The sequence below is a fragment of the Streptosporangium sp. NPDC051022 genome (assembly GCF_040683035.1).
In the GTDB taxonomy this organism is placed as follows: domain Bacteria; phylum Actinomycetota; class Actinomycetes; order Streptosporangiales; family Streptosporangiaceae; genus Streptosporangium.
In genome coordinates this window covers 14,193-33,319 of the sequence record NZ_JBFBCF010000005.1, presented here as the reverse complement: position 1 = coordinate 33,319, position 19,127 = coordinate 14,193, and the positions used below count along the sequence as shown (strand labels likewise).

Annotated in this window: 21 protein-coding genes; 9 read left to right on the top strand and 12 right to left on the bottom strand. The window is 69.6% G+C overall.

The annotated features are described in order from the left end of the window. Positions 1-457: 457 nt before the first annotated feature. Complete coding sequence (locus AB0N02_RS11275; RefSeq protein WP_363944952.1) at positions 458-880, top strand: DUF6292 family protein; 423 nt, start codon at positions 458-460, stop codon at positions 878-880. Between the two features lie 120 nt (positions 881-1,000). On the opposite strand, the gene AB0N02_RS11270 is transcribed toward AB0N02_RS11275, so the two are convergent. After that, positions 1,001-2,947 (bottom strand): hypothetical protein, encoded by a 1,947-nt coding sequence (locus AB0N02_RS11270; protein ID WP_363944951.1) that lies wholly within the window; start codon positions 2,945-2,947, stop codon positions 1,001-1,003. Between the two features lie 71 nt (positions 2,948-3,018). Further along, positions 3,019-4,416: a sigma 54-interacting transcriptional regulator gene (locus AB0N02_RS11265; protein ID WP_363944949.1), complete on the bottom strand. Its 1,398-nt coding sequence runs from the start codon at positions 4,414-4,416 to the stop codon at positions 3,019-3,021. A 153-nt stretch (positions 4,417-4,569) separates the two neighbouring features. Between AB0N02_RS11265 and AB0N02_RS11260 the strand changes: the two genes are divergently transcribed. Together AB0N02_RS11260 and AB0N02_RS11255 are read left to right on the top strand one after the other, a co-directional pair. Further along, positions 4,570-5,769 carry an FIST N-terminal domain-containing protein gene (locus AB0N02_RS11260; RefSeq protein ID WP_363944948.1) on the top strand — a complete coding sequence of 400 codons (1,200 nt, stop codon included), beginning with the start codon at positions 4,570-4,572 and terminating at the stop codon, positions 5,767-5,769. Continuing rightward, complete coding sequence (locus AB0N02_RS11255; RefSeq protein ID WP_363944946.1) at positions 5,770-6,978, top strand: ROK family protein; 1,209 nt, start codon at positions 5,770-5,772, stop codon at positions 6,976-6,978. A 42-nt stretch (positions 6,979-7,020) separates the two neighbouring features. Here the strand turns inward: AB0N02_RS11255 and AB0N02_RS11250 are convergent, their stop codons facing one another. After that, on the bottom strand, positions 7,021-7,356 hold the full coding sequence (locus tag AB0N02_RS11250; RefSeq protein WP_363944944.1) for a helix-turn-helix transcriptional regulator: 336 nt from the start codon (positions 7,354-7,356) through the stop codon (positions 7,021-7,023). Positions 7,357-7,430: 74 nt separating this feature from the next. Continuing rightward, entirely contained in the window at positions 7,431-8,228 is a 798-nt protein-coding gene (locus AB0N02_RS11245; protein ID WP_363944942.1) for an alpha/beta hydrolase, read from the bottom strand. A gap of 344 nt (positions 8,229-8,572) precedes the next feature. Here AB0N02_RS11245 and AB0N02_RS11240 point away from each other — a divergent pair, with 344 nt between their 5' ends. Further along, positions 8,573-10,165: a serine hydrolase domain-containing protein gene (locus AB0N02_RS11240; RefSeq protein ID WP_363944940.1), complete on the top strand. Its 1,593-nt coding sequence runs from the start codon at positions 8,573-8,575 to the stop codon at positions 10,163-10,165. A gap of 24 nt (positions 10,166-10,189) precedes the next feature. Here the strand turns inward: AB0N02_RS11240 and AB0N02_RS11235 are convergent, their stop codons facing one another. Both AB0N02_RS11235 and AB0N02_RS11230 read right to left on the bottom strand, forming a co-directional pair. Then, positions 10,190-10,528 (bottom strand): DUF202 domain-containing protein, encoded by a 339-nt coding sequence (locus AB0N02_RS11235; RefSeq protein WP_363944939.1) that lies wholly within the window; start codon positions 10,526-10,528, stop codon positions 10,190-10,192. Positions 10,529-10,624: 96 nt separating this feature from the next. After that, a complete protein-coding gene (locus AB0N02_RS11230) occupies positions 10,625-11,158 on the bottom strand; it encodes a GNAT family N-acetyltransferase (protein WP_363944938.1) in 534 nt (177 codons plus the stop codon). Positions 11,159-11,391: 233 nt separating this feature from the next. Between AB0N02_RS11230 and AB0N02_RS11225 the strand changes: the two genes are divergently transcribed. Beyond that, the gene (locus AB0N02_RS11225; RefSeq protein ID WP_363944937.1) at positions 11,392-11,778 is read left to right on the top strand and encodes a hypothetical protein; all 387 of its coding nucleotides are present in this window, start codon (positions 11,392-11,394) and stop codon (positions 11,776-11,778) included. 70 nt (positions 11,779-11,848) lie between these two features. Here the strand turns inward: AB0N02_RS11225 and AB0N02_RS11220 are convergent, their stop codons facing one another. Further along, positions 11,849-12,778: an alpha/beta hydrolase gene (locus AB0N02_RS11220; RefSeq protein ID WP_363944936.1), complete on the bottom strand. Its 930-nt coding sequence runs from the start codon at positions 12,776-12,778 to the stop codon at positions 11,849-11,851. 126 nt (positions 12,779-12,904) lie between these two features. On the opposite strand from AB0N02_RS11220, the gene AB0N02_RS11215 reads away from it, so the two are divergent. Further along, positions 12,905-13,222, top strand: a complete 318-nt coding sequence (locus tag AB0N02_RS11215) for a helix-turn-helix domain-containing protein (RefSeq protein ID WP_363944935.1) — start codon at positions 12,905-12,907, stop codon at positions 13,220-13,222. A 284-nt stretch (positions 13,223-13,506) separates the two neighbouring features. Here AB0N02_RS11215 and AB0N02_RS11210 read toward each other — a convergent pair whose 3' ends face one another. The 4 genes from AB0N02_RS11210 to AB0N02_RS11195 form a co-directional block, all read right to left on the bottom strand. Then, the gene (locus tag AB0N02_RS11210) at positions 13,507-13,938 is read right to left on the bottom strand and encodes a hypothetical protein (protein WP_363944934.1); all 432 of its coding nucleotides are present in this window, start codon (positions 13,936-13,938) and stop codon (positions 13,507-13,509) included. Positions 13,939-14,144: 206 nt separating this feature from the next. Then, the gene (locus tag AB0N02_RS11205; RefSeq protein ID WP_363944932.1) at positions 14,145-14,351 is read right to left on the bottom strand and encodes a DUF397 domain-containing protein; all 207 of its coding nucleotides are present in this window, start codon (positions 14,349-14,351) and stop codon (positions 14,145-14,147) included. Positions 14,352-14,431: 80 nt separating this feature from the next. Then, positions 14,432-14,638, bottom strand: coding sequence for a DUF397 domain-containing protein (locus AB0N02_RS11200; protein ID WP_363944931.1), 207 nt, complete (start codon positions 14,636-14,638; stop codon positions 14,432-14,434). Beyond that, positions 14,629-15,456: a helix-turn-helix transcriptional regulator gene (locus AB0N02_RS11195; RefSeq protein WP_363944930.1), complete on the bottom strand. Its 828-nt coding sequence runs from the start codon at positions 15,454-15,456 to the stop codon at positions 14,629-14,631. The genes AB0N02_RS11200 and AB0N02_RS11195 overlap by 10 nt, the downstream gene beginning before the upstream one ends. A gap of 294 nt (positions 15,457-15,750) precedes the next feature. On the opposite strand from AB0N02_RS11195, the gene AB0N02_RS11190 reads away from it, so the two are divergent. The 3 genes from AB0N02_RS11190 (at position 15,751) to AB0N02_RS11180 (ending at position 17,858) form a co-directional block, all read left to right on the top strand. Beyond that, positions 15,751-16,017 carry a hypothetical protein gene (locus AB0N02_RS11190; protein ID WP_363944929.1) on the top strand — a complete coding sequence of 89 codons (267 nt, stop codon included), beginning with the start codon at positions 15,751-15,753 and terminating at the stop codon, positions 16,015-16,017. Next, on the top strand, positions 16,014-16,469 hold the full coding sequence (locus AB0N02_RS11185; RefSeq protein ID WP_363944928.1) for an ATP-binding protein: 456 nt from the start codon (positions 16,014-16,016) through the stop codon (positions 16,467-16,469). Before AB0N02_RS11190 ends, AB0N02_RS11185 begins: the two co-directional genes overlap by 4 nt. A 561-nt stretch (positions 16,470-17,030) precedes the next feature. Then, entirely contained in the window at positions 17,031-17,858 is an 828-nt protein-coding gene (locus tag AB0N02_RS11180; RefSeq protein WP_363944927.1) for an alpha/beta hydrolase, read from the top strand. 512 nt (positions 17,859-18,370) lie between these two features. Here the strand turns inward: AB0N02_RS11180 and AB0N02_RS11175 are convergent. After that, positions 18,371-18,994 carry a hypothetical protein gene (locus AB0N02_RS11175; protein ID WP_363944926.1) on the bottom strand — a complete coding sequence of 208 codons (624 nt, stop codon included), beginning with the start codon at positions 18,992-18,994 and terminating at the stop codon, positions 18,371-18,373. Positions 18,995-19,127: the final 133 nt, after the last annotated feature.

Below are 19,127 nucleotides of genomic sequence, written 5' to 3'. Positions count from 1 at the left end.
CGCCCGGTGCCGACGACGTCGTTCGTCGTGCGGCCCGCCCGGTTTGGCCGACGGTGGGGCGTCCGGCTCAGTCGAGGGTGAAAACGTCCTGCCGGTCGCGGCGGCGGGAGACCATGCACAGCTCGAAACAGGTGCACGCGATGAGCAGCAGTGCTCCGAGGACCAGCGCGAACATCGGACTTCCTCACATTCCGTTCCATGACGGCGGGCGCCATCGTTGAGAGAGACGGGAGGTGCGGGGAAGAAGTTGGGGGCAGAACATCACAATTGCATAACTCGCATTTATGGTGATGTGCGATGGTAGATCTTCCTATTTTCGCACTAAGCATCCCATTGAAGTGAGTAGGATCACTTACGGGCTCGTTCCCGTGTGATGGGGCCGTCGGCGGTGAAGTCGCGGTCGTGCCGGGCGAGCATTGAACCATGTCGTGCACGACGGCACAAGGGAGTGCCCGCTGTGGGTGTGAAACATGTCGAGCCGTACACCGAGGAATGGCGGCGGCAGCCGGCCTTCTACGTGAGCCGCGTCGTCGAGGCGCTGGGCGCCGAGGCCACCGGCTGGTGGGAGGGGCCCTGCGACCCGCGCACCGCCACGGTCATGCTGGCCGACGGGGACGCCCTGGTGTGGGACGAGGAGAGTGGCTGGCGTCGCGGCCGTTACGTGTCCGGCGACCGTGACCGCTGCACCGTCCTCGCCGGCGCACGCTACCTCGGCGGCGGGCTGCTGCTCAGCCCCGAGCGGGTGCCCGGCGCGGTCGCCGACGCCCGCGCCGGTGTCGGCAACAGCACCGCCTGGCGGCCCTGCTACCGCTCCTACCGCCACTACCGCGACGGCTTCGACCTCGCGCTCAACGGCTACCTCGCCTACGCGGGCGCCTGAGACCCGCGCCGGCGCCTGAGATCCACACGGGCGCCCGAGACCCGCGCCTCGTCTCCGGGGCAGTGCCCCGACCGGCGCCCCGACCGATACCCCGAGCGGCGCCCCGACCGGTGCCCGGGGTCAGCGCGTCCTGCGGGTCCGCAGGAAGTCGCTGACGACGTACTCGCCCAGACGGTCGGCACTTGAGGAGAAGACCCGGCCGCCGTTGCGCCGGGCGACCTCGTTCACGAAATCCTTCAGCCGCTCGTCGTCGGCGAGCATGAACACGTTGAGCGTCGCCCTGCGCCGGGTCATCTTGTCCACCTCGGCGAGGGTCAGCTCCAGCGTCTCGCGCGTCGGCGGCCACTCGAAGGCGGCCGAACCGTTGCGCCGCAGGTGGGCGGTCGGCTCACCGTCGGTGACCACCAGCACCACCGGCTCGAAGTCGGGGTGGCGGTCCAGGTGGCGGCCCGCGATCAGCAGGGCGTGGTGCAGGTTCGTGCCCTGGACCATGTCCCACTCCAGGCCGGCCAGCTCGTCCGGCTGCAGGACGCGGGCGTAGTTGGAGAAACCGATGATCTGCACCGAGTCCTGCGGGAACTTCGAGGTGACCAGCGCCTGCAGGGCCATCGCGGTCTGCTTGGCCGCCGCCCAGGTGCCGCGCAGGGCCATCGAGTAGGACAGGTCGACCAGCAGGCACACCGCCGCCGCCGTGCGCCGCTCGGTCTCCGCGACCTCGAAGTCGTCGACCGACAGGGACACCGTTCCGGTGCCGCCGCCGCGCCGTACGCCGTTGATCACCGTGCGGACCACGTCGATGGGCTGCTCGTCCCCGAACCGCCAGGGCCGGGAGGAACCGGTGAGCTCTCCGGCCGCGCCCGCGTCCACCTGGTCGTGGTCGCCGCGGCGGCCCGAGTCCAGGGAGGCGAAGACGCGGCGCAGGGCGGTCTCGCCGAGGCGGCGCACCGCCTTCGGGGTGAGCTCCAGCTTGCCGCGCTGGCGGCGCAGGTAGCCCTGCTGCTCCAGCTCGCGCTCGATCTGCTTGAGCGCCTCCAGGTCGTCGACGGCCGAGCGGCCCAGGGCGCGGCGGATCGCCGCCTCGTCGACGTCGTCGAGGCGGGCGCCGGGATAGTCCTGGCGGAGCACCGCCTCCAGCTGGGTCAGGTCGGCCAGCTCCTCCAGCGCGGTCACCGCGTCGCCCATCCCCATGGGGTCCTCACCGGTGAGGCGTTCGGGGGTGTTCCAGGCCAGGTCGGGGCGGCGGGCGTAGAGGGACTCTCCCAGACGGCGCATCTGCTCGCCCAGCCCGGCCTGTTCCAGCGTCTGGCCGATCAGCTCGCCGAGCTCCTCGCGCTGGCCGGGGGTCAGCGAGGCCATCAGCCGCTGGGTGGCGGCCGCCCTGCGGGCGAGGGCGTCGACCAGCTCCTCCAGGTTCCGCGGCGACTCCGGAAACATGTCCCCATATTTCGACATGAAGGCGTCGAAATCTTCCTGGGTGTGTTCGCCGCGGGCATCCCGGTCGAGCATGTCGTTCAGCTCGGACATCATCTGCCTGACCCGCTCCATCGCGGCCGGGTCGGGGTTGGCCAGCGCCTCCCGCATGCCGCGGAACTGGCTGTCGAGCACCTCCCTGCGCAGCAGGTCGCGCAACTCCTCGAAGGTCCGCCGGGCGGCGGCCGAGCGCCACTGATAGTCGCTCAGCTCCCGGATCGCGCTCGCCGCGTCGGCAGGGAGGGCGTCGAGCTCGGCCTCGCGCAGCCGGGCGTCGTCGGACGGGTCGGGGAACAGCTCGGCCCGCTCCTGGCCGATCGCCTTGTCCAGCAGCGCCCTGGCCCGCTCCAGCGTCCCGTCGAGCCTGCCGCGCTCGCGCAGCTCGCGCCTGCGCCGCCGTACCTCGCGGAGCAGGTCGTCGAGGCCGCGCCGGTCCTGCGCCCCCGGCAGGCCCTGCCTGAGCAGATCCCGCAGGGCGTTGCCGGGGGTGGCGCCGGACAGGACGGCGTCGCCCATCTGGTCGAGCGCCGAACGCACGTCGTACGGCGGGGCGAGCGGGTCGGGCCCTTCGCGGTACTCGCCATAGCGATAGCTCATCGAACACCCCTCCAGCGCGTCCCCGGGCGTCCGGCCCGGGGGAGGAAGTCAAGCCGAGACCCGCGCGGGCCTCAGGTGCGGTAGATCGTCGTGCCGCCCACCTCGTCCTTGGACAGGCGGCGCAGGAGGTAGAGGCCCTCCAGGGCGAACTCCAGCGCCGCCGCGGCGTGTCCCGGGGACTCGTCGCCGATGCCGAGCTTCGACATGATCTTGGCCAGGCCCGGCACGGGGCCGATCCTGTGCAGCAGCTCGGCCGCCGGGACCAGGGTCCCCGACTCGACCTGGACGCCCTCGGAGAACTTCTCCAGCAGCGGGTTCAGGTCCAGGCCGCCGAGCGTGCCGCGGAACGTGTCCGCCACGGCCCTGCGAAGCAGGTGGGCCAGGACCTCGGTCTCCCTGCCCTCCTCGCTGACCTCGAACTCCACCTTCCCACGCAGGGTGTGGACGATGTCCGGCAGGTCGGCGACCCGGGTCACCGGGTGCTCCTCGCCGGTCAGCGCCGCGCGCCGTATGGCGGAGGCGGCGGCCGTCTCCGCGGCGGCGATGGAGAACCGGGCCGAGACCCCGGAGCGGGCGTCCACCGCGGTCGACTCGCGGACCAGGCGGGTGAAACGGGCGATCACCTCGACCAGGTGGTCGGGCAGGTCGGCGCCCACCTGGTCGAGCGCGGCCTCCTGGCGGATGAGCCGCAGCTCGGTCTCGATCGACAGCGGGTAGTGGGTGCGGATCTCGGCGCCGAAGCGGTCCTTCAGCGGGGTGATGATCCGGCCGCGGTTGGTGTAGTCCTCGGGGTTCGCGCTGGCGATCAGCAGGATGTCCAGCGGCAGGCGCAGGTTGTATCCCCGGACCTGGATGTCGCGCTCCTCCAGCACATTGAGCAGCGAGACCTGGATCCGCTCGGCCAGGTCGGGCAGCTCGTTGACCGAGAAGACACCCCGGTTGCTCCTGGGGACCAGCCCGTAGTGGACGGTCTCCGGGTCGCCGAGCGTGCGCCCCTCGGCGATCTTGATGGGGTCGACGTCGCCGATCAGGTCGCCGACGGAGGTGTCCGGGGTGGCGAGCTTCTCGCCGTAGCGTTCGTCCCGGTGCCGCCAGGAGATCGGCAGCTCCTCGCCCGCCTCGGCGGCCAGGCGGCGGCAGCGGGCGCAGGACGGCTCGTAGGGGTGATCGTTGATCTCGCAGCCCTCGACCACCGGGGTCCACTCGTCGAGGAGACCGGTGACGGTGCGGATGAGCCGGGTCTTGCCCTGGCCGCGCTCACCCAGCAGGACGAGGTCGTGCCCGGCGAGCAGCGCCCGTTCCAGATGAGGCAGGACCGTGTCGTCGAAGCCCACGATGCCGGGGAACCGCGACTCTCCGGCCCGCAGGCGGGCCAGGAGGTTCTCACGGATCTCGGCCTTTACCGTACGGTGGATATGGCCGCTCGCGCGGAGCTCGCGCAGAGTACGTGGCTCTGGGATTTGAGGCACGGGACCGAGCCTACGTCCCCGACGCCGAAACCGGGACTCTTATCCCGATTCCGGATCTTGGCCATCGTGTGACGACCGATGCGCGTGCTTGTCCTCACAGTGGGGAGAATCGCTGCAAGGCAAGGCTTCGGACAAGAAGGGGAGGTGAGACGAGTGGCGCTGTTGACGAGCTCCTTCGCCGACGGTCTCGCCGTGGGATCCGACCTGGTCGCCACCGCCGAGATCGCCGTGCGCCAGGCCCTCTCCGGCCTGACCGGACCCCCTCACCTGGTCTGTTTCTTCATCTGCGGTGACGATCCCGACGACGTCTCCCGCGCCGGGCTGCGCGTCATGGGCATGGTCCCCGGGGCGTCGGTGATCGGCTGCAGCGCGACAGGGGTGATCGGCGACGGGCGGGGAATCGAGGTCACCCCCTCGGTCAGCGCGTGGGCGGCCACCCTGGACGGGGCCCGGCTGACGACCTTCGCGCTGGACACCCTGCGGGCCGACGACCGCTTCGTCGTGGTCGGCCTGCCGGAGCCCCGCTCCGACGACCAGGCGGCCATCCTGTTCGCCGACCCCTACAGCTTCCCCACCGACGGCTTCGTCGAGCGCTCCGACGAGGTGCTGGGCAACCTCCCGCTGATCGGCGGTCTGGCCAACGCGCTCCAGGGCAGGGGCGCGGTACGGCTGTTCGCCGACGGGGAGATCTACACCGAGGGCGCGGTCGGCGTGCTGCTCGGCGGCTCCATCAACGTCAAGACCGTGGTCAGCCAGGGCTGCCGTCCGATCGGCCCGACCATGGCCGTCACCGGCGTCGAGGACAACCTCCTGCTCGAACTCGCCGGCCAGCCCGCGCTGGCCAGGCTGGAGGAGGTCGTCAGCGCGCTCGACGAGGACGAAAGGGAACTGGTCGCCTCGGGGCTGCAGATAGGCGTCGCCATGGACGAGTACGCCGAACGCCACGAGCACGGCGACTTCCTGATCCGGGGAGTGCTCGGCATCGACCCCGAGCGGGAGGCCGTGGCCATCGGCGACGTCGTCGAGATCGGCCGTACCGTCCGCTTCCAGGTGCGCGACGCCGCCACGGCCGACGAGGACCTCTACGAACTGCTCGACGCGCACCGCGAGGAGTTCGGCCGGGTGGACGGCGCCCTGCTGTTCTCCTGCAACGGCCGGGGCTCGGCCATGTTCGGCAGCGCCGACCACGACGCGGTCGCGGTCAGGGAGACCCTCGGCCCGATCGGCGTGGCCGGGTTCTTCGCGGCAGGGGAGGTCGGGCCCGTCGGAGGCCACAACCACGTGCACGGGTTCACCGCCTCCGTCCTGGTCTTCTCCTCCCGCCCGGCCGCCGACCGGTCATATGATCGCTAGATGCCCGGATCGGTGCTTGCCGTCGACATCGGCGGGACCAAGTTCGCCGCCGCCCTGGTGGACTCCGGGGGCGGCGTCCACCGAGCCCGCCGGGTGGCGACCCCTCAGGGCGGCGACGCCCACACCCTGTGGAAGACGCTCACCGGCCTGATCGACTCGGTGCTGGACGACTCCGGGGCGGACGGTTCCCCGCCGGGCGGATCCGGGAGCGATTCCCGGGCGGGCTCCGGGGCCGGGGCCTTCCGGGTCGAAGGCGTGGGGGTCGGCTGTGGCGGCCCGATGATCTGGCCGGACGGCGTCGTCTCGCCGCTGAACATGCCCGGCTGGCGCGGCTTTCCGCTCCGAGCCCGGCTCGCCGAGCGCTTCCCCGGAGTGCCGGTGCGCGTCCACAACGACGCCGTCTGCCTGGCCGTCGCCGAACACTGGAAGGGCGCGGGCCGGGGCAGTCCCGGAATGCTCGGCATGGTCGTCTCCACCGGCGTGGGCGGCGGTCTCATCCTGGGCGGCCGGCTGATCCACGGCGGCAGCGGCAACGCGGGCCACATCGGGCACGTCGTGGTCGAACCCGGGGGACCGCTCTGCGGGTGCGGCGCCCGGGGCTGTCTGGAGGCCGTCGCGCGGGGACCGGGCCTGGCCGCCTGGGCGGTCGGGCAGGGCTGGATCCCGGGCGCGGCGGCGGGGCAGAGCCGGAGCCTGGAGACGGCGGTGGGACAGGACCGGAACCCGAACACGGCGGCGGAGCCGGGCCGGGGGCCGGGTACGGCGAGCCCGCCCTCCGCCGCGCGGGACTCCGCGGACCACATGGACCACGGAGTCCACGCGGACCACATGGACCATGTGGACTCCGTGGCACCTGCAGACCCTGCGGACTACGTGGAGACGGCCGCGGCCAGCGGGCGGCGGCTCGCCCTGGACGCCGGGGCGGGCGACGAGATCGCCCTGGCCGCGATGAACAGGGCGGGCAGGGCCCTCGGCCTGGCCATCGCCTCCGCCGTCAACCTCTGCGACCTCGACGTCGTCACGATCGGCGGCGGCCTGTCCCAGGCCGGTCACCTGCTGTTCGGCCCCCTGGAGACCACGTTCCGCGACCACACCCGGATGGAGTTCGCCCGCAGGACCCGGATCCTCCCCGCCGCCCTCGGCCAGGACGCGGGTCTGATAGGCGCCGCCGCCCTCATCCTCGCCGCCACCCACTACTGGCCCCACTGACACCGGGGCGCCCGCGGGCCGGGTGGGCGGGCCGGTGAACGCTCAACTGACTTTGAGCTGCTCATCGCCGAGCTGCTCATCGCCGAAGTCGGCGATCAATTCGAGAGTCCCTCCCCGGGCGGCGACATACCGGTCCGGGACTTCCCGCGTGGACACGTCACCCTTCTCGATCTGGGACACCCGGCCGACCGAGACGCCCATGTTCTCCGCGACCTCGTTCTGGGTGAGCCCTCGACGTCTGCGCATGTCGGCCAGACGCCATACCTGGGCTTCGTCACGCAGGCGCTGGATCTCCACCTCGAACTGCTCGGGTCCCCTCGCGGTCTCGACAGCGCGCTCCAGATGGTCGCTCTCACGCCATCTGCGATGACCGCTCATCGGGTCATCTTCTTCTGCCGATCCGCCGGGTAGATCTCGTACAACGTACGGCCTTGCGTCGGCGGAGACGAGGATCAGGCGTTCTGGGAGACGGGGGCGTCGAGGAACTCGTCGATCATGGGGGTCAGCAGTTCGGCGCGGTGTACGACCGTGATGTGGGTGGTTCCGGGAAGGATGGCGAGCCGGGCGTTCGGCAGGCCGACGTTGTCGCCCATCACGCCGCCGCCGAACAGCCGGAACATCTCCACCGCGTGCTCGGGGCGGATGATGTCGGAGTCCCCGATCACGGTCAGGACGGGCGCCTGAATCGACCGGAGGAGCTCGGCCGGCCAGTTGGAGATCTCGCGGTTCATCTGCTTGATCTTGGTGACCAGCGTGGGGAAGTCCTGCGGGTTCGGCGCGGTGTCGAGGTACTCCTGGTGGAACGGGGACCCGGCCAGGTGCTCGGGCTGCAGGAGGTCCATCCCCTCCGCCAGGCCCGGGTGGGGGCCGTCCTTGGTGACGGAGAGCGAGGCGAACACGAGCTTGCGGACCTGTCCGGGGTGCCGCAGCGCGAGCTCCAGGGCGACGGCGGCGCCGACGCTGTAGCCGAAGACGTCGGCCTGGGCGATGCCGAGATGGCACAGCAGGGCGGCCGTGTCGTCGGCGAGCTGCGGGAGGCTCAGCGGGCGGTCGATGTCGGCGGTGCGCCCGTGCCCCTGTAGCTCGACGGCGACCACCTGCCGGTTCTTCGCCAGGCCCGGGATCAGGGCGCCGAAGGAGGTGCCGATGCCGGAGAAGGCGCCGTGGATCAGGACCAGCGGCGTGCCGGTGCCGTGCACCTCGTAGTACATCTCAAGGCCGTTGACCGGTGCGTAGCCGTTCGTCGTCATCTTCGTGCTCCCTGTCGTCGTTCGCTTCGCGATGCCCCCATCCTCTTGCCGACGACTTTTTCTGTCAAGACAAATTTATTTTTCGGTGTGCGCCGAGGGCGGGGAACCCCGGTACGGCGGGTGCCGTACCGGGACGGGCGGACGGGCGGACGGGCGGAGAAGAGGCGGAAGCCTGGCGACATCTCGGCCACCGCGCGCTACGGCGCCGGTTCACGCCGGCCGGGGGAGAGACGGAGCGGCGGTGATCGCCGGATGGCCGTGATCGGAGGGCGCCGGAACACGGCCGTCGACTTCGCGCCGATGATCTACAGGGGTGCGCCGTGTCACGTCGCGATACTGGAGGGATGGATCTGGATCTTGAGCTGGTGAAGAACGAGATTTCCGCTCTGGTCAAGCCGGGCGATCCCGGCTTCGCGGTGGGCGTCTACGCCGACGGCGCGGCGCTGCTCACCGCCGCCCAGGGGATGGCCTGCGTGGAGTTCGGCGTTCCGATCGACGCCCGCACGCGTTTCGGTGTCGCGTCGGTCAGCAAGCAGTTCACCGCCGCGTGTGTCCTGATGCTGGCCAGGGAGGGCAGACTCGGCCTGGACGACGACGTCAGGGCGCACGTGCCGGGGCTGAGCCTCGGCGTCCCCGTCACGCTGCGGCAGTGCCTGCAGCACACCGGCGGCCTGCCCGAGTGGTACGCGCTGCAGTCCCTCGTCGGGGCACCGCCGGCCGAGATGACCCAGGAGAGGGTGCTCGGGATCATCCGGAAGGTCCGGGAGACGACCTTCCCGCCGGGCACCGACTACGCCTACTCCAACACCGGCTACGTCCTGGCCGCCGTTGTGATCGCCGAGGTCACCGGGCGGCCGTTCGCCGAGTTCGCCCGCGAGCGGATCTTCGCCCCGCTCGGCATGGACGGCACCCGGTTCAGGGACGACGCGTCGCTGCCGCTGCCCGGACTGGCGTACGGCTACGCCAACGCCGATGGCGTCCCCCGGCGGGCGGACATTCACGAGAGCGCGGTCGGGGACAGCGGCCTGGTGACCGGCGTGGACGATCTGGCCCCCTGGTTCGGCTTCCTGGCCGACGGGCGGGTCCTCGGCGCCGGCCTGCGGGACGCGATGCTGGAGCGGGCCGTCCTGGCCGACGGCACCGTCCTGCCGTACGCCTTCGGCGTTTATCACACGCGGATCGCGGGCCGTGCCGCCTACGGGCACGCGGGAGGCGTCCACGGTTACCGCTCCAACCTGCTCTACCTGCCGGATCCCGGCTTCGGCGTCGGCGTGCTGTGCAACCAGACCGCGATCGGCGCGATCGCGCTCGGCGAGCGCCTGGCACGCCTCCTGCTCGGTGAGCCGTCCCTCGCCCCGGTGATCCCGGGCGAGACGATGAACGAGGTGATGGCCGAGGTGATGGCCGAGGTGCCCACCGGGCACTGGCACAACCCGGCCGACGACGGCGTCCTCACGGTGGAGGCGGGCCCGGACGGCCGGATCGGGCTGGAGCTGGGCGGCTCGGACGTCGGGTTCGTCCCCGGCGCGGACGGCCGCTGGTACGGCACGGGCGGTGCCGAAGGGCTCTGGCTGGCCCGCGAGGAGGACCGGCTGGTGCTGGGAGCCGTGTCGGAGGCCGCCCGTCCGGTCGTCTACCTGCCGTGCGACCCGCCGGGCACCGAACCCCTGCCCGACGGCGACTACCGCAGCGAGGAACTGGACGTGCGGGTCACGGTACGGAACGGCGTGCTGGGGGTCGGGTCCCACCTGAGGCTGCCCGTCGAGCCCGCTCCCGCCGGGATGTGGCGGGCGGGCCCGTTCATGCTCAGGCCCGGCTCCGGCGACCTGTTGTTCAGCGGGAGCGGACTGCGCCGGATGCGCTTCACCGGGTGCCCCGACGGCGCCCGTCCAGCCCGTCCAGCTCGTCCGGCCCGTCCGGCCGGGAACTCGGGCTGATCGTCACAGGATCGTCGCGGATCGTCAGAGGAAGAGAAGGACCGAGATCAGCACGAGGAGGGTGGCCACGGTCACGGTCACGACGGCACCGAACCTGGCGGGGGCGAAGGAGTCGCATTCGAGCTGCCGCTTCACCGTGTTGTAGCGCATCGTCCCGTAGAGGATCAGCGTCAGGCCCGCCGCGAGCAGTACGAGACCCGAGGCGACGGCGTGCATTCCCCTGCCGGAGGCGAACTTGGCGACGGCCACGCCCAGCGCCGCCATGCTGAGCCCGGTCCGCAGCCACGCCAGATAGGTGCGTTCGTTGGCGAGGTGATCCCTCGTCCGGGTGCCGGTGCCCGGCGCCCTCCCGTCGCGCTCCACCTCCCAACGGTAAGCCCGGCGGGCCCGTCCGATCGGTAGCGGCCCCGTCATGGGTGGTCGTGCCCGACGACGGGGGCCACCACCCGATGACGAGGACTACCAGACGTCGCCGTCGCGCCAGTCGCAGGTCAGGTCGCCGGTCAGGTCCAGCGGGGCGGCCAGGGGGTAGACATGGACGCCCTCGTCCTCCTCGTCGGTGCGGACGACGCCCATGGGGGTGAGCGTCCAGGTCGACCCCTGCCACTGTTTCCAGCCGCGTGCCACGTAGAAGTTCACGGCCATGTCCGAGGCGCTCAGCGCGCCCAGGTCGTACGCCCCGCAGACCACCCGCTCCAGCGCGGCCATCATGGCCGCGCCGTACCCGCGCCGCCGCCGGTCCGCGCGCACCCCGACACCCTCGACGTAACCCGTGCGCAGCGCCCGTCCGCCGTGCAGCAGCCGCCGCTGGACCACCGCCGCGTGCCCGACCAGCTCGGCGCCCTCCCACACCAGGGCGTGGATGCCGCCCAGGGTGTGGTCCCAGTCTTCGTCGCTCAGGTCCCCATCGAAGACCTCCTCAAGGAGGGCGCGCGCGGCCTTGAGGACGCCGGCGTCCAGGTCGGCGGTATGAGCGGTGTGTACCTCGGTCATACCGACATCCTGGCACCACCGGCCCACTTCGCGGTGCGAATGGGGACACAGATGATCAGCGAGGGACACAGATGATCAACGGCGGCGGCGGATCGTAAAGACACGCCGGTCGGTCGTCCCGGAGAGAGCAGCCCGTTGGGCGAGGTTGCACAGGTCGCGGTGACGGAGTGATCGCCGAGGGGGAACAGACCCATATGACGCAGGACATACATGGCACAACGCGCGACACAAAAGTGACGGGCTGGGTCGGCTGGATCTGGTTCGCCGGCATGGTGATGATCATGGACGGCCTGTTCAACGTGATCAACGGCCTGTACGCGATCTTCAGCGACAACCTCTACGTGCAGACCCGCAGAGGGTGGCTGGCCTTCGACCTCGCCCCGTGGGGCTGGGTCCACCTGATAATCGGCGTCCTGCTCGTGATCGTCGGTATCGCCGTGTCCCTCGGCCTGGAATGGGCGCGCGTGGTGGCGATCATCCTCGTCATCATCAACGCCGTCACCCAGATGGCGTGGATCGCGGTCAACCCCTGGTGGTCCATGATCGTCATCGCCGTCGACGTGGTCGTCCTGTACGCCCTGATCGTGCACGGCCGCGAGGCGGCCTCGCTGAGACCCTGACCTCCGGGTGTGGTGACTGCTCGTCTTCGCCGTGTTCGTGGCGGTCAGGGTGCCGGTGGGGATCGCGCGGTCAGCCAAGGAAGGCGGTCAGGGCGTCGATGACGGTCTGGGGTTGTTCCTCGGGGATGTAGTGACCGCAATCGGCGACCTCGATCACCTGGACGTCCGCGCCCTTGGACGGCATGAGTTCACGCAGGTAGGTGTAGTTGCTTCCGTCTCCACCGAGGGCGAGGACCGGTGCGCTCACCCGTCCGTAGGTCCGCTCGTCGTCGATGTCGCGGTTGAAGGTCCGGTACCAGCCGTTGCCCGCGCGTACGGCGTCGGCGGTGGAGTAGGCGTGGGCGTACACCTGCCGGGATCGCTCGTCGATGGAGGCCGGATCCTTGGCCTGACGGTTGAACAGCCAGTCGACCAGCAGTCGGCTGCGGCCTTCCAGCAGTTGCTCGGGCAGGCCGCGGACCTGGTTGAAGGCGAACCACCACAGGTAGGAGCGGGCGCCGGCCTCGATGACCGAGTCGATGTGCTGGTCGGGCTCGGGCAGCAGGCTGAACGCGGACCATGTCTTGTCGGGGTGGGGGACGTCCAGCAGCGCGATCTTTGTGGTCGCCTCGGGATGGTTGGCCGCGAAGGCGTAGGCGACCATGGCGCCGATGTCGTGGCCGGCGATGCTGACCGTCGACAGGCCCAGGTGGCGGACGAGCGCGTGGATGTCGGCCGCCATGGTCTTTTTGTCGTAGCCGTCGGCGGGCTTGTCCGAGCCTCCCATACCGCGCAGGTCTACGGCGATCACCCGGTGGCGGCGGGCCAGTGCGGGCATGACCTTGTTCCACTGCCACCAGGTCTGTGGCCATCCGCCGAGCAGGAGCAGCGGCTCACCGCTGCCGCCCTCGACGTAGTGCAGGCGGATCCCGTTCACCTCGGCGTGCCGACTGGAGAAGGTCCCTTCCAGCGACGCCGCGAGCGCGGTGTCCTGCAGGGCATCGTTGGACGACGTGGTCATGGCGGTCCTTACGGTTCGACTGTACGTAAATCACGTACGATTGACGGTACGAAATATTCGTACTGTTAGATGGGGGGTGTCAAGCCGAAGGAGGAAACTGTACGAGAATCGCGTACAGTGGTAGTCGTGGCCGAACTGCACCATCCCGACGCCGAGAAGATCGAGCTGGTTGATGTGCTCGCCGCGCTGGGGCATCCGATCCGGCTGGGCATCGCGCGGGCCCTGGCCTCCGGCGAGGAAAGGTTCTGCGGTGAGATCTCGCCTGACGTGCCCAAGTCGAGCATGACCAGCCACTGGCGAATCCTGCGCGAGAGCGGAGTGATCCGCCAGCGCCGCGCGGGCCGCAAGCTCTACCTCACCCTGCGCCGTGGTGAACTGGAATCCCGCTTCCCCGGTCTGCTGGACGTCGTCCTCGACCGGGTGGCCGAAAGCGGCGGTGAGTGAGCACACCCCGTCGAGCTCCGCTCAACCATGATCGTCCCGGGGACGTAGGTCGACGTAGGTCACTGTCGATGCACTGACCGGCGTTTTCACCCAACGAAAGGTGACTCGCTCTCACCCGTGTCACCGGGGGCGCCGCGTCTGGCCGGTCTGGCAGACGAGATGACGGAGCGTCCGGGGATCGGGCGGCGGGTCGCGGGCGGCCTTGGGCGGCTCGGGGGTGACCACGCTGGGGCGGCCGCTGGCACGCAGCGAGTGCGAGGTGGCCCGCCGGCGAGCGTGATCCCTCAGCTCGAGGGGTCCTCCGCCTTCGTGTCCGAGGGCTTCGTGTCCAGAGGTTTCGTTTCCGGGGGCGAGACCGCCTTGACGAAGAAGCGGACCTGGGTCTCGCCGAGGGTGCCGGTGACGTACCAGCAGCCCAGGTGGGGCAGTGTCAGCCCGGAGGCCTGGAACCCGGGCACCGAGTAACCGTACGGGACGTCGCCCTTGGCGGTCTCCCCGGTCTCCGGCGACACGGCGTCGATGGTCAGCCGTCCGTCCAGGACGCGCCACCACGGCATCTTGATGTCCACCTTGCCGTCAGGCTGCGGATAGGCGAACTGCGACGTGTTCAGCAGCACCCAGAGGCCGCCGCCGCCGTACCAGTCGGCGGGGTCCGAATTCTGCCTGCGAAGTTGTCCCACCACCTCGGGGGGCAGATCGGCGGGCCGGTCACTCACCCGGGTGACCGGGCAGTCTCGGGTTTTCCCGGTGGGTGCCTCCGGTCCCACGGTCGCCGCGGGCTGGGACGGGGATGGCAGGGAACCCGTCGCGGGGAGGGGGGGCGATTCCTGGGCGGCGGGCTCGCCACTGCACGCCGACACCGATGCCGCCGTCAGCAGCATGGCGGCGCCCACTCCCAACGGGCGTCTCGGGCTTTGACGGATCATGACGGCCGGTCGAATCGGCCGGTCCTGATCCCGCCGGTGAAGGCGCGCCACTGGGCGGGGGTGAGGAGGAGGGCGGGGCCATGGGGGTTCTTGCCGTCACGGACCGTTACCGTGCGGGGGAGGCCGGTGGCCACTTCCACGCACTGCCCGCCATTTCCTCCGGAGAGCGAAGACTTTCGCCATACGGCGGTGCTCAGGTCCATTCCTGTTTCACTTCCTCCGACTGACGGGTTGGCGCCGGTCCCTGCTCTGCGGGATGGGGGACCGGCGCCGGCGGGGACGGTCAGGCCAGGTGGTCGAACTGACCGGTTTTGATGCCGTCGATGAAAGCGTGCCATTCGGCGGGGGCGAAGAGGAGTTTGGGGCCGTAGGGGTTCTTGCTGTCACGGACCGCGACTGCGCCGGGGAGGTTGGTGGCCACCTCAACGCACTGGCCGCCATTCGATCCGGAAAGCGATGACTTTCGCCATGTGGCCGTGTTCAGGTCCATTCCTGTTTCACTTCCTCGATCATTCGGAGTGATACGTGCTCAGGATAGGCCCAGAGTCGTATGGCTTCATAGCGGTTCCAGATGGAGGTCACCACGTGGGGAGCGGAAGAAATCTGCCCTTCGGCCGGGGAGTCTGCGTGAATGGTGTCCGGTTCCCCGTTGGGAAGTTCGGCGATCATGAAGGCCCCCAGAAGGCCTGGGAGGCGTTCCGGGGCGACGACTTGGATGGAGACGGTGGGCAGGGATACTGCTTTAAGCAGGTGGTCGAGCTGCTCGCGCATCACGGCTGGGCCGCCGACCGGACGGCGTAGCACGCCCGCGTCGATCAGGGCCAAGAACGACGGAGCATCCTCCTTCTCCAGGACTTGCTGACGTCGTATGCGAGCTTGAACACGCTCGTCCACCTCCTTAGGGGTGATCCGAGGCTCTTGGCTGAGAACCTCTCGGGCATAGGCCTCGGTCTGGAGAAGCCCTGGAACCAGCAGGGGATCCCAGGAGCGCAGAACCAGCGCGTTGGGCTCGATCTCCTCCACCCAGCTCATGAACCACTTCGGGCCGCCGGGGCGGGCCAGGATGCGGCGGTGCATGCTCACGAAGTGCTGTCTGTCCACCAGGCCGAAGATCTGGTCGAGCTTCTCCGCGTCCGACCTCGACGGGGTGCGCGTGGCCATCTCCAGACGGCTGATCTGGGTCTGGGTGCACCCCAGGCGGGCGGCCACGGCGGACTGGGACAACTGCGCGGTCTCGCGCAGACGGCGCATTTCAACTCCGAAACGCACGCGGGGAGACCCGGGGTCTGGAGTGGGTTCATTACCCATCGCAACCTCCATTAATCAGGGAAAACCGGGCATTCAATAAAGCGTTAACGCCGGATCCATGCCGGAATTCAGACCAGAAAAACCGGCGGCATGTCATTGTCTGTCCTGCTCTGACGTAGGAATCCGCTTACGGGCACTCCGAGCTTAAGTGAAATTTAAGGAAACATCCATAACTCTTAGTGATGATGGCGGTACCGAGGGTTTATCGCCCTTGGGTCACGCCGGATCACACACGACCGGCATAGCAATTTTTCATGCCTCGGCCATGTTTGCTCAAGACGCCCGGAGGATTTGATGACGAAAATGCGCGACGAGCAGGAGCGGTTCATTCATCTGGTACGGCTGGCGTGGGATCTGCACGCCACGGGGCCGGGAACGGTGGTCGACCTGCCGGTGAAGGAAAATCTCGCCGTGCTGGTCCGGCGGGCGAAAGAGCCGTTCCGGATCGGGGCGGTGAAGGACCCCACCGGCTGGTTCTTCGCCTGGGGCCGAAGGCGGGACCAACGGGTGCGGGCGCTCGACATCAACGCGTTCCAGCGCGTCCTGGAGGCGGCGCAATGAGAGCGACCGAACCGCCGGACCAGGCCGACCACATGGATTTGGCGGCCCATCCGATCGCGCGGTCATTCGCCCGCAGACTCGTGGAACGCGCTCCGGCGAAATGGGGAATGGAGGAGCTGGAAACCGTCGCGAGCCTGGTGATGACCGAGCTGGTGACCAATGCCGTCAACGCGACGGGCAACGACGCCTCCGCTTTCCGAAACGAAGGCAATGAAGATGAGATATCCCGGAACTCGCGGTGCGTGCGCGCGGGGCTCTACCGGATGGGGGACGCGGTGGTGATCGAGGTCTGGGACGCCTGCCGTACACCGCCGAGGCTCACCGCCCCCTCCCTCGACGACGAGTGCGGCCGGGGTCTGCGCATCGTCGAGGATCTGTCGGCCGCGTGGGGCTACCGCTGGGGCGACCCCGAGGGGAAGGTCGTGTGGGCGAGGCTGGACCTGCCCTCCTGACGCTGTGACCGGGAACGTTCACCGGGCCGGGCACCGCTCACCGGCGCCGATTCGCCGCGCTTCACCGCTCGCCGTACCGGCGCCTGGATGGTCACAAACACGGTGAAGGGGTGGGGGGCGAACACGGTGAAGGGGGGCGAGCACGGTGAAAGGGTGGGGGGTGAATGCGGTGAAGGGGGGTGCGAACAAGGTGAAGGGGGCGAAAGCGGTGAAGGGGTGGGGGTGTGAGAATCCGTGGTCGGTGCCCAGGTAAACATCTGCGGACTCGGTTTTGGGCTGTTCGCTCAGTAGGCCGGTGGGGGAGCGCGGGTATCACCGCTCATGAGCAGTGAAGGAGTGCAGAGCCGTCCGCCGAAGCGCTCCGATCGCGTCACGGATCCCTCGCGGGTCCGCAGGGGCCTGTGTGTGGCCGTACCGGAGCTCGGTGCAGCGGAGGCGGCGGGACGGCGGGGCGGGGGACAGCGCTCGGGGCCGTACGGCGGCAGGCGGCGGGCCGCTCATCCGAGACATTCGAGACATCCGAGGTTCATCGACCAGCATCGACACCGGGGGTTCACCGCGATGCCTTACATCACCACGCGCGACGGCAACGAGATCTTCTACAACGACTGGGGCACCGGCGCGCCGGTGGTCTTCATCCACGGATGGCCGCTGAACGCCGACGCCTGGGAGGACCAGATGAAGGCCGTCGCCGAGAACGGCTTTCGCGGCATCGCCTACGACCGGCGCGGCCACGGCCGCTCCAGCCAGCCCTGGGACGGCTACGACTTCGACACCTTCGCCGACAACCTCAACGATCTGCTCACCGCGCTGGACCTGCGGGACGTGGCCCTCGTCGCGCACTCCATGGGCGGCGGCGAGCTCGCTCGCTACATCGGCCGATACGGCACCGGTCGGATCAGCAAGGCGGTCCTGCTGTCGGCGATCCCACCGGTAATGATCAAGTCGGACACCAACCCCGAGGGCACGCCACAGGAGGTGTTCGACACCATCAAGGACGGCATCATCAAGGAACGCTCGCAGTTCTGGCTGGACACCGCGACGGCGTTCTTCAGTGCCAACCGCCCCGGCAACAAGGTCACCCAGGGCAACAAGGACGCCTTCTGGCTCATGGCCATGGCCGAGAACATCAAGGCCGGGGTGGCCTGCGTCGACGCGTTCGCCCTGACGGACTTCACCGAGGACCTCAAGAAGTTCGACATCCCCACCCTCGTGGTTCACGGCGACGACGACCAGATCGTGCCCATCGCGGCGGCCGGCGACAAGTCATCCAAGATCATCCCGAACTGCGTCTACAAGGTCTACCAGGGGGGCTCGCACGGCCTCGCCCTCGTCCCGGGGGACAAGGAGAGGTTCAACGCCGACCTCCTGGAGTTCCTCGGCGGCTGATCCGGCCCGCGAACAGGGCGGGGCCCGCCTCCCGAGGGCGTCGGGACGGAGATCGCCGGACCGACGCGGATCCTTGTCGGCACCTCATGGGGTGAGCGTTCACCCGCCGGCGCCCGAAGACGACGAGCTCAGGGGCGAGGCGACAGGACCGGGAGAGGGCTGGGGAGAGGGCTGAGGGCCGGGGAGAGGACCGGGGAGAGGGCTGGGAGTGTTGGAGCGGGGCCGGGGATGTCGGGGGCGTTCTGGGACCGCTCACCGGGATTGGAACGTTCCCGGGGTCGTGCCTGAAGCGTTCCCCAGGGTGCGCGTCGTTCCCAGGCGTGAACGCGGGTGCCCCACCGGCCGCGACGGCCCCGTACTTCCAGGTGTTCGGGGCCGTTCGCGACACCGGTACGGCGAGCGATACGACAGATCGGGCCGGGGACCGGGTGGGCCGGAGCGGTGCCGGTTACGGAGTCCGGGATCCGAGGCGGCGGCGGTGTCCAGGCCGGTGAGCGGTCACGGGCACGGCATCAGCCGGGCCGGTAGACCTGGATCCCGGCGTCGGCGGGCAGGCCGAACGTCTTTCGTCCCTCGACGCGGTTCTCCTCGGTCAGGGCGGAGAAATCGGAGGCGCTGATCTCCAGGGCCCGGGGTGCTCCCTCGGCGGAGAACATCTCCCGCACCGAGGAGCGCAACAGGTCCCCCTCCAAGGCCTCCTGGATGTCCAGAACCTGGTAGCGCCCGCCGGTCGTGTCCATGGTCAGAAGGGCCAGGTTCTTGTACTGGCTGCTGGCCAGGAGTTGCTTACCGGTGCGCGCGTACTCCTCGCACGAGGCGGCCAGACCGGCCAGCTGCTGGTTCTCGGACTTCTGCCGCACCTCGATGAGCTCTTCGTGACAGAACATCTTGGGCTTCAGGTCGGGCCTCAGCGCCGCCAGGACCTGCGGCTTCTCGCGTTTGGGGTCTGTCGTCGTCTCCAGGTAGGTATCCACTGCCTCTAACAGCGCCGCGCGCGTTTTCTGGCCGATGACGGCGACCGGCTCACGCGCGAGGCCAGCCGAGTCCGGCTCTTGTAACTGCCAGATCATCCAGCCCGCGATACCGAGCGCAAGGGTGGCACCGAGGATTCCCGACGCCAGGGGGAGCGATTTCATCGCAAGATGATGGCCTATCCGGCACCCAGCGTCCATAGGCCCGGAACGGGGAGTTCACCATTCGATGCCGGAGAACGGCCACCGGGCCACCGGGTGCGGTGGCCCGGCAGCCCCTTGGGCGTCGGCGAATCGG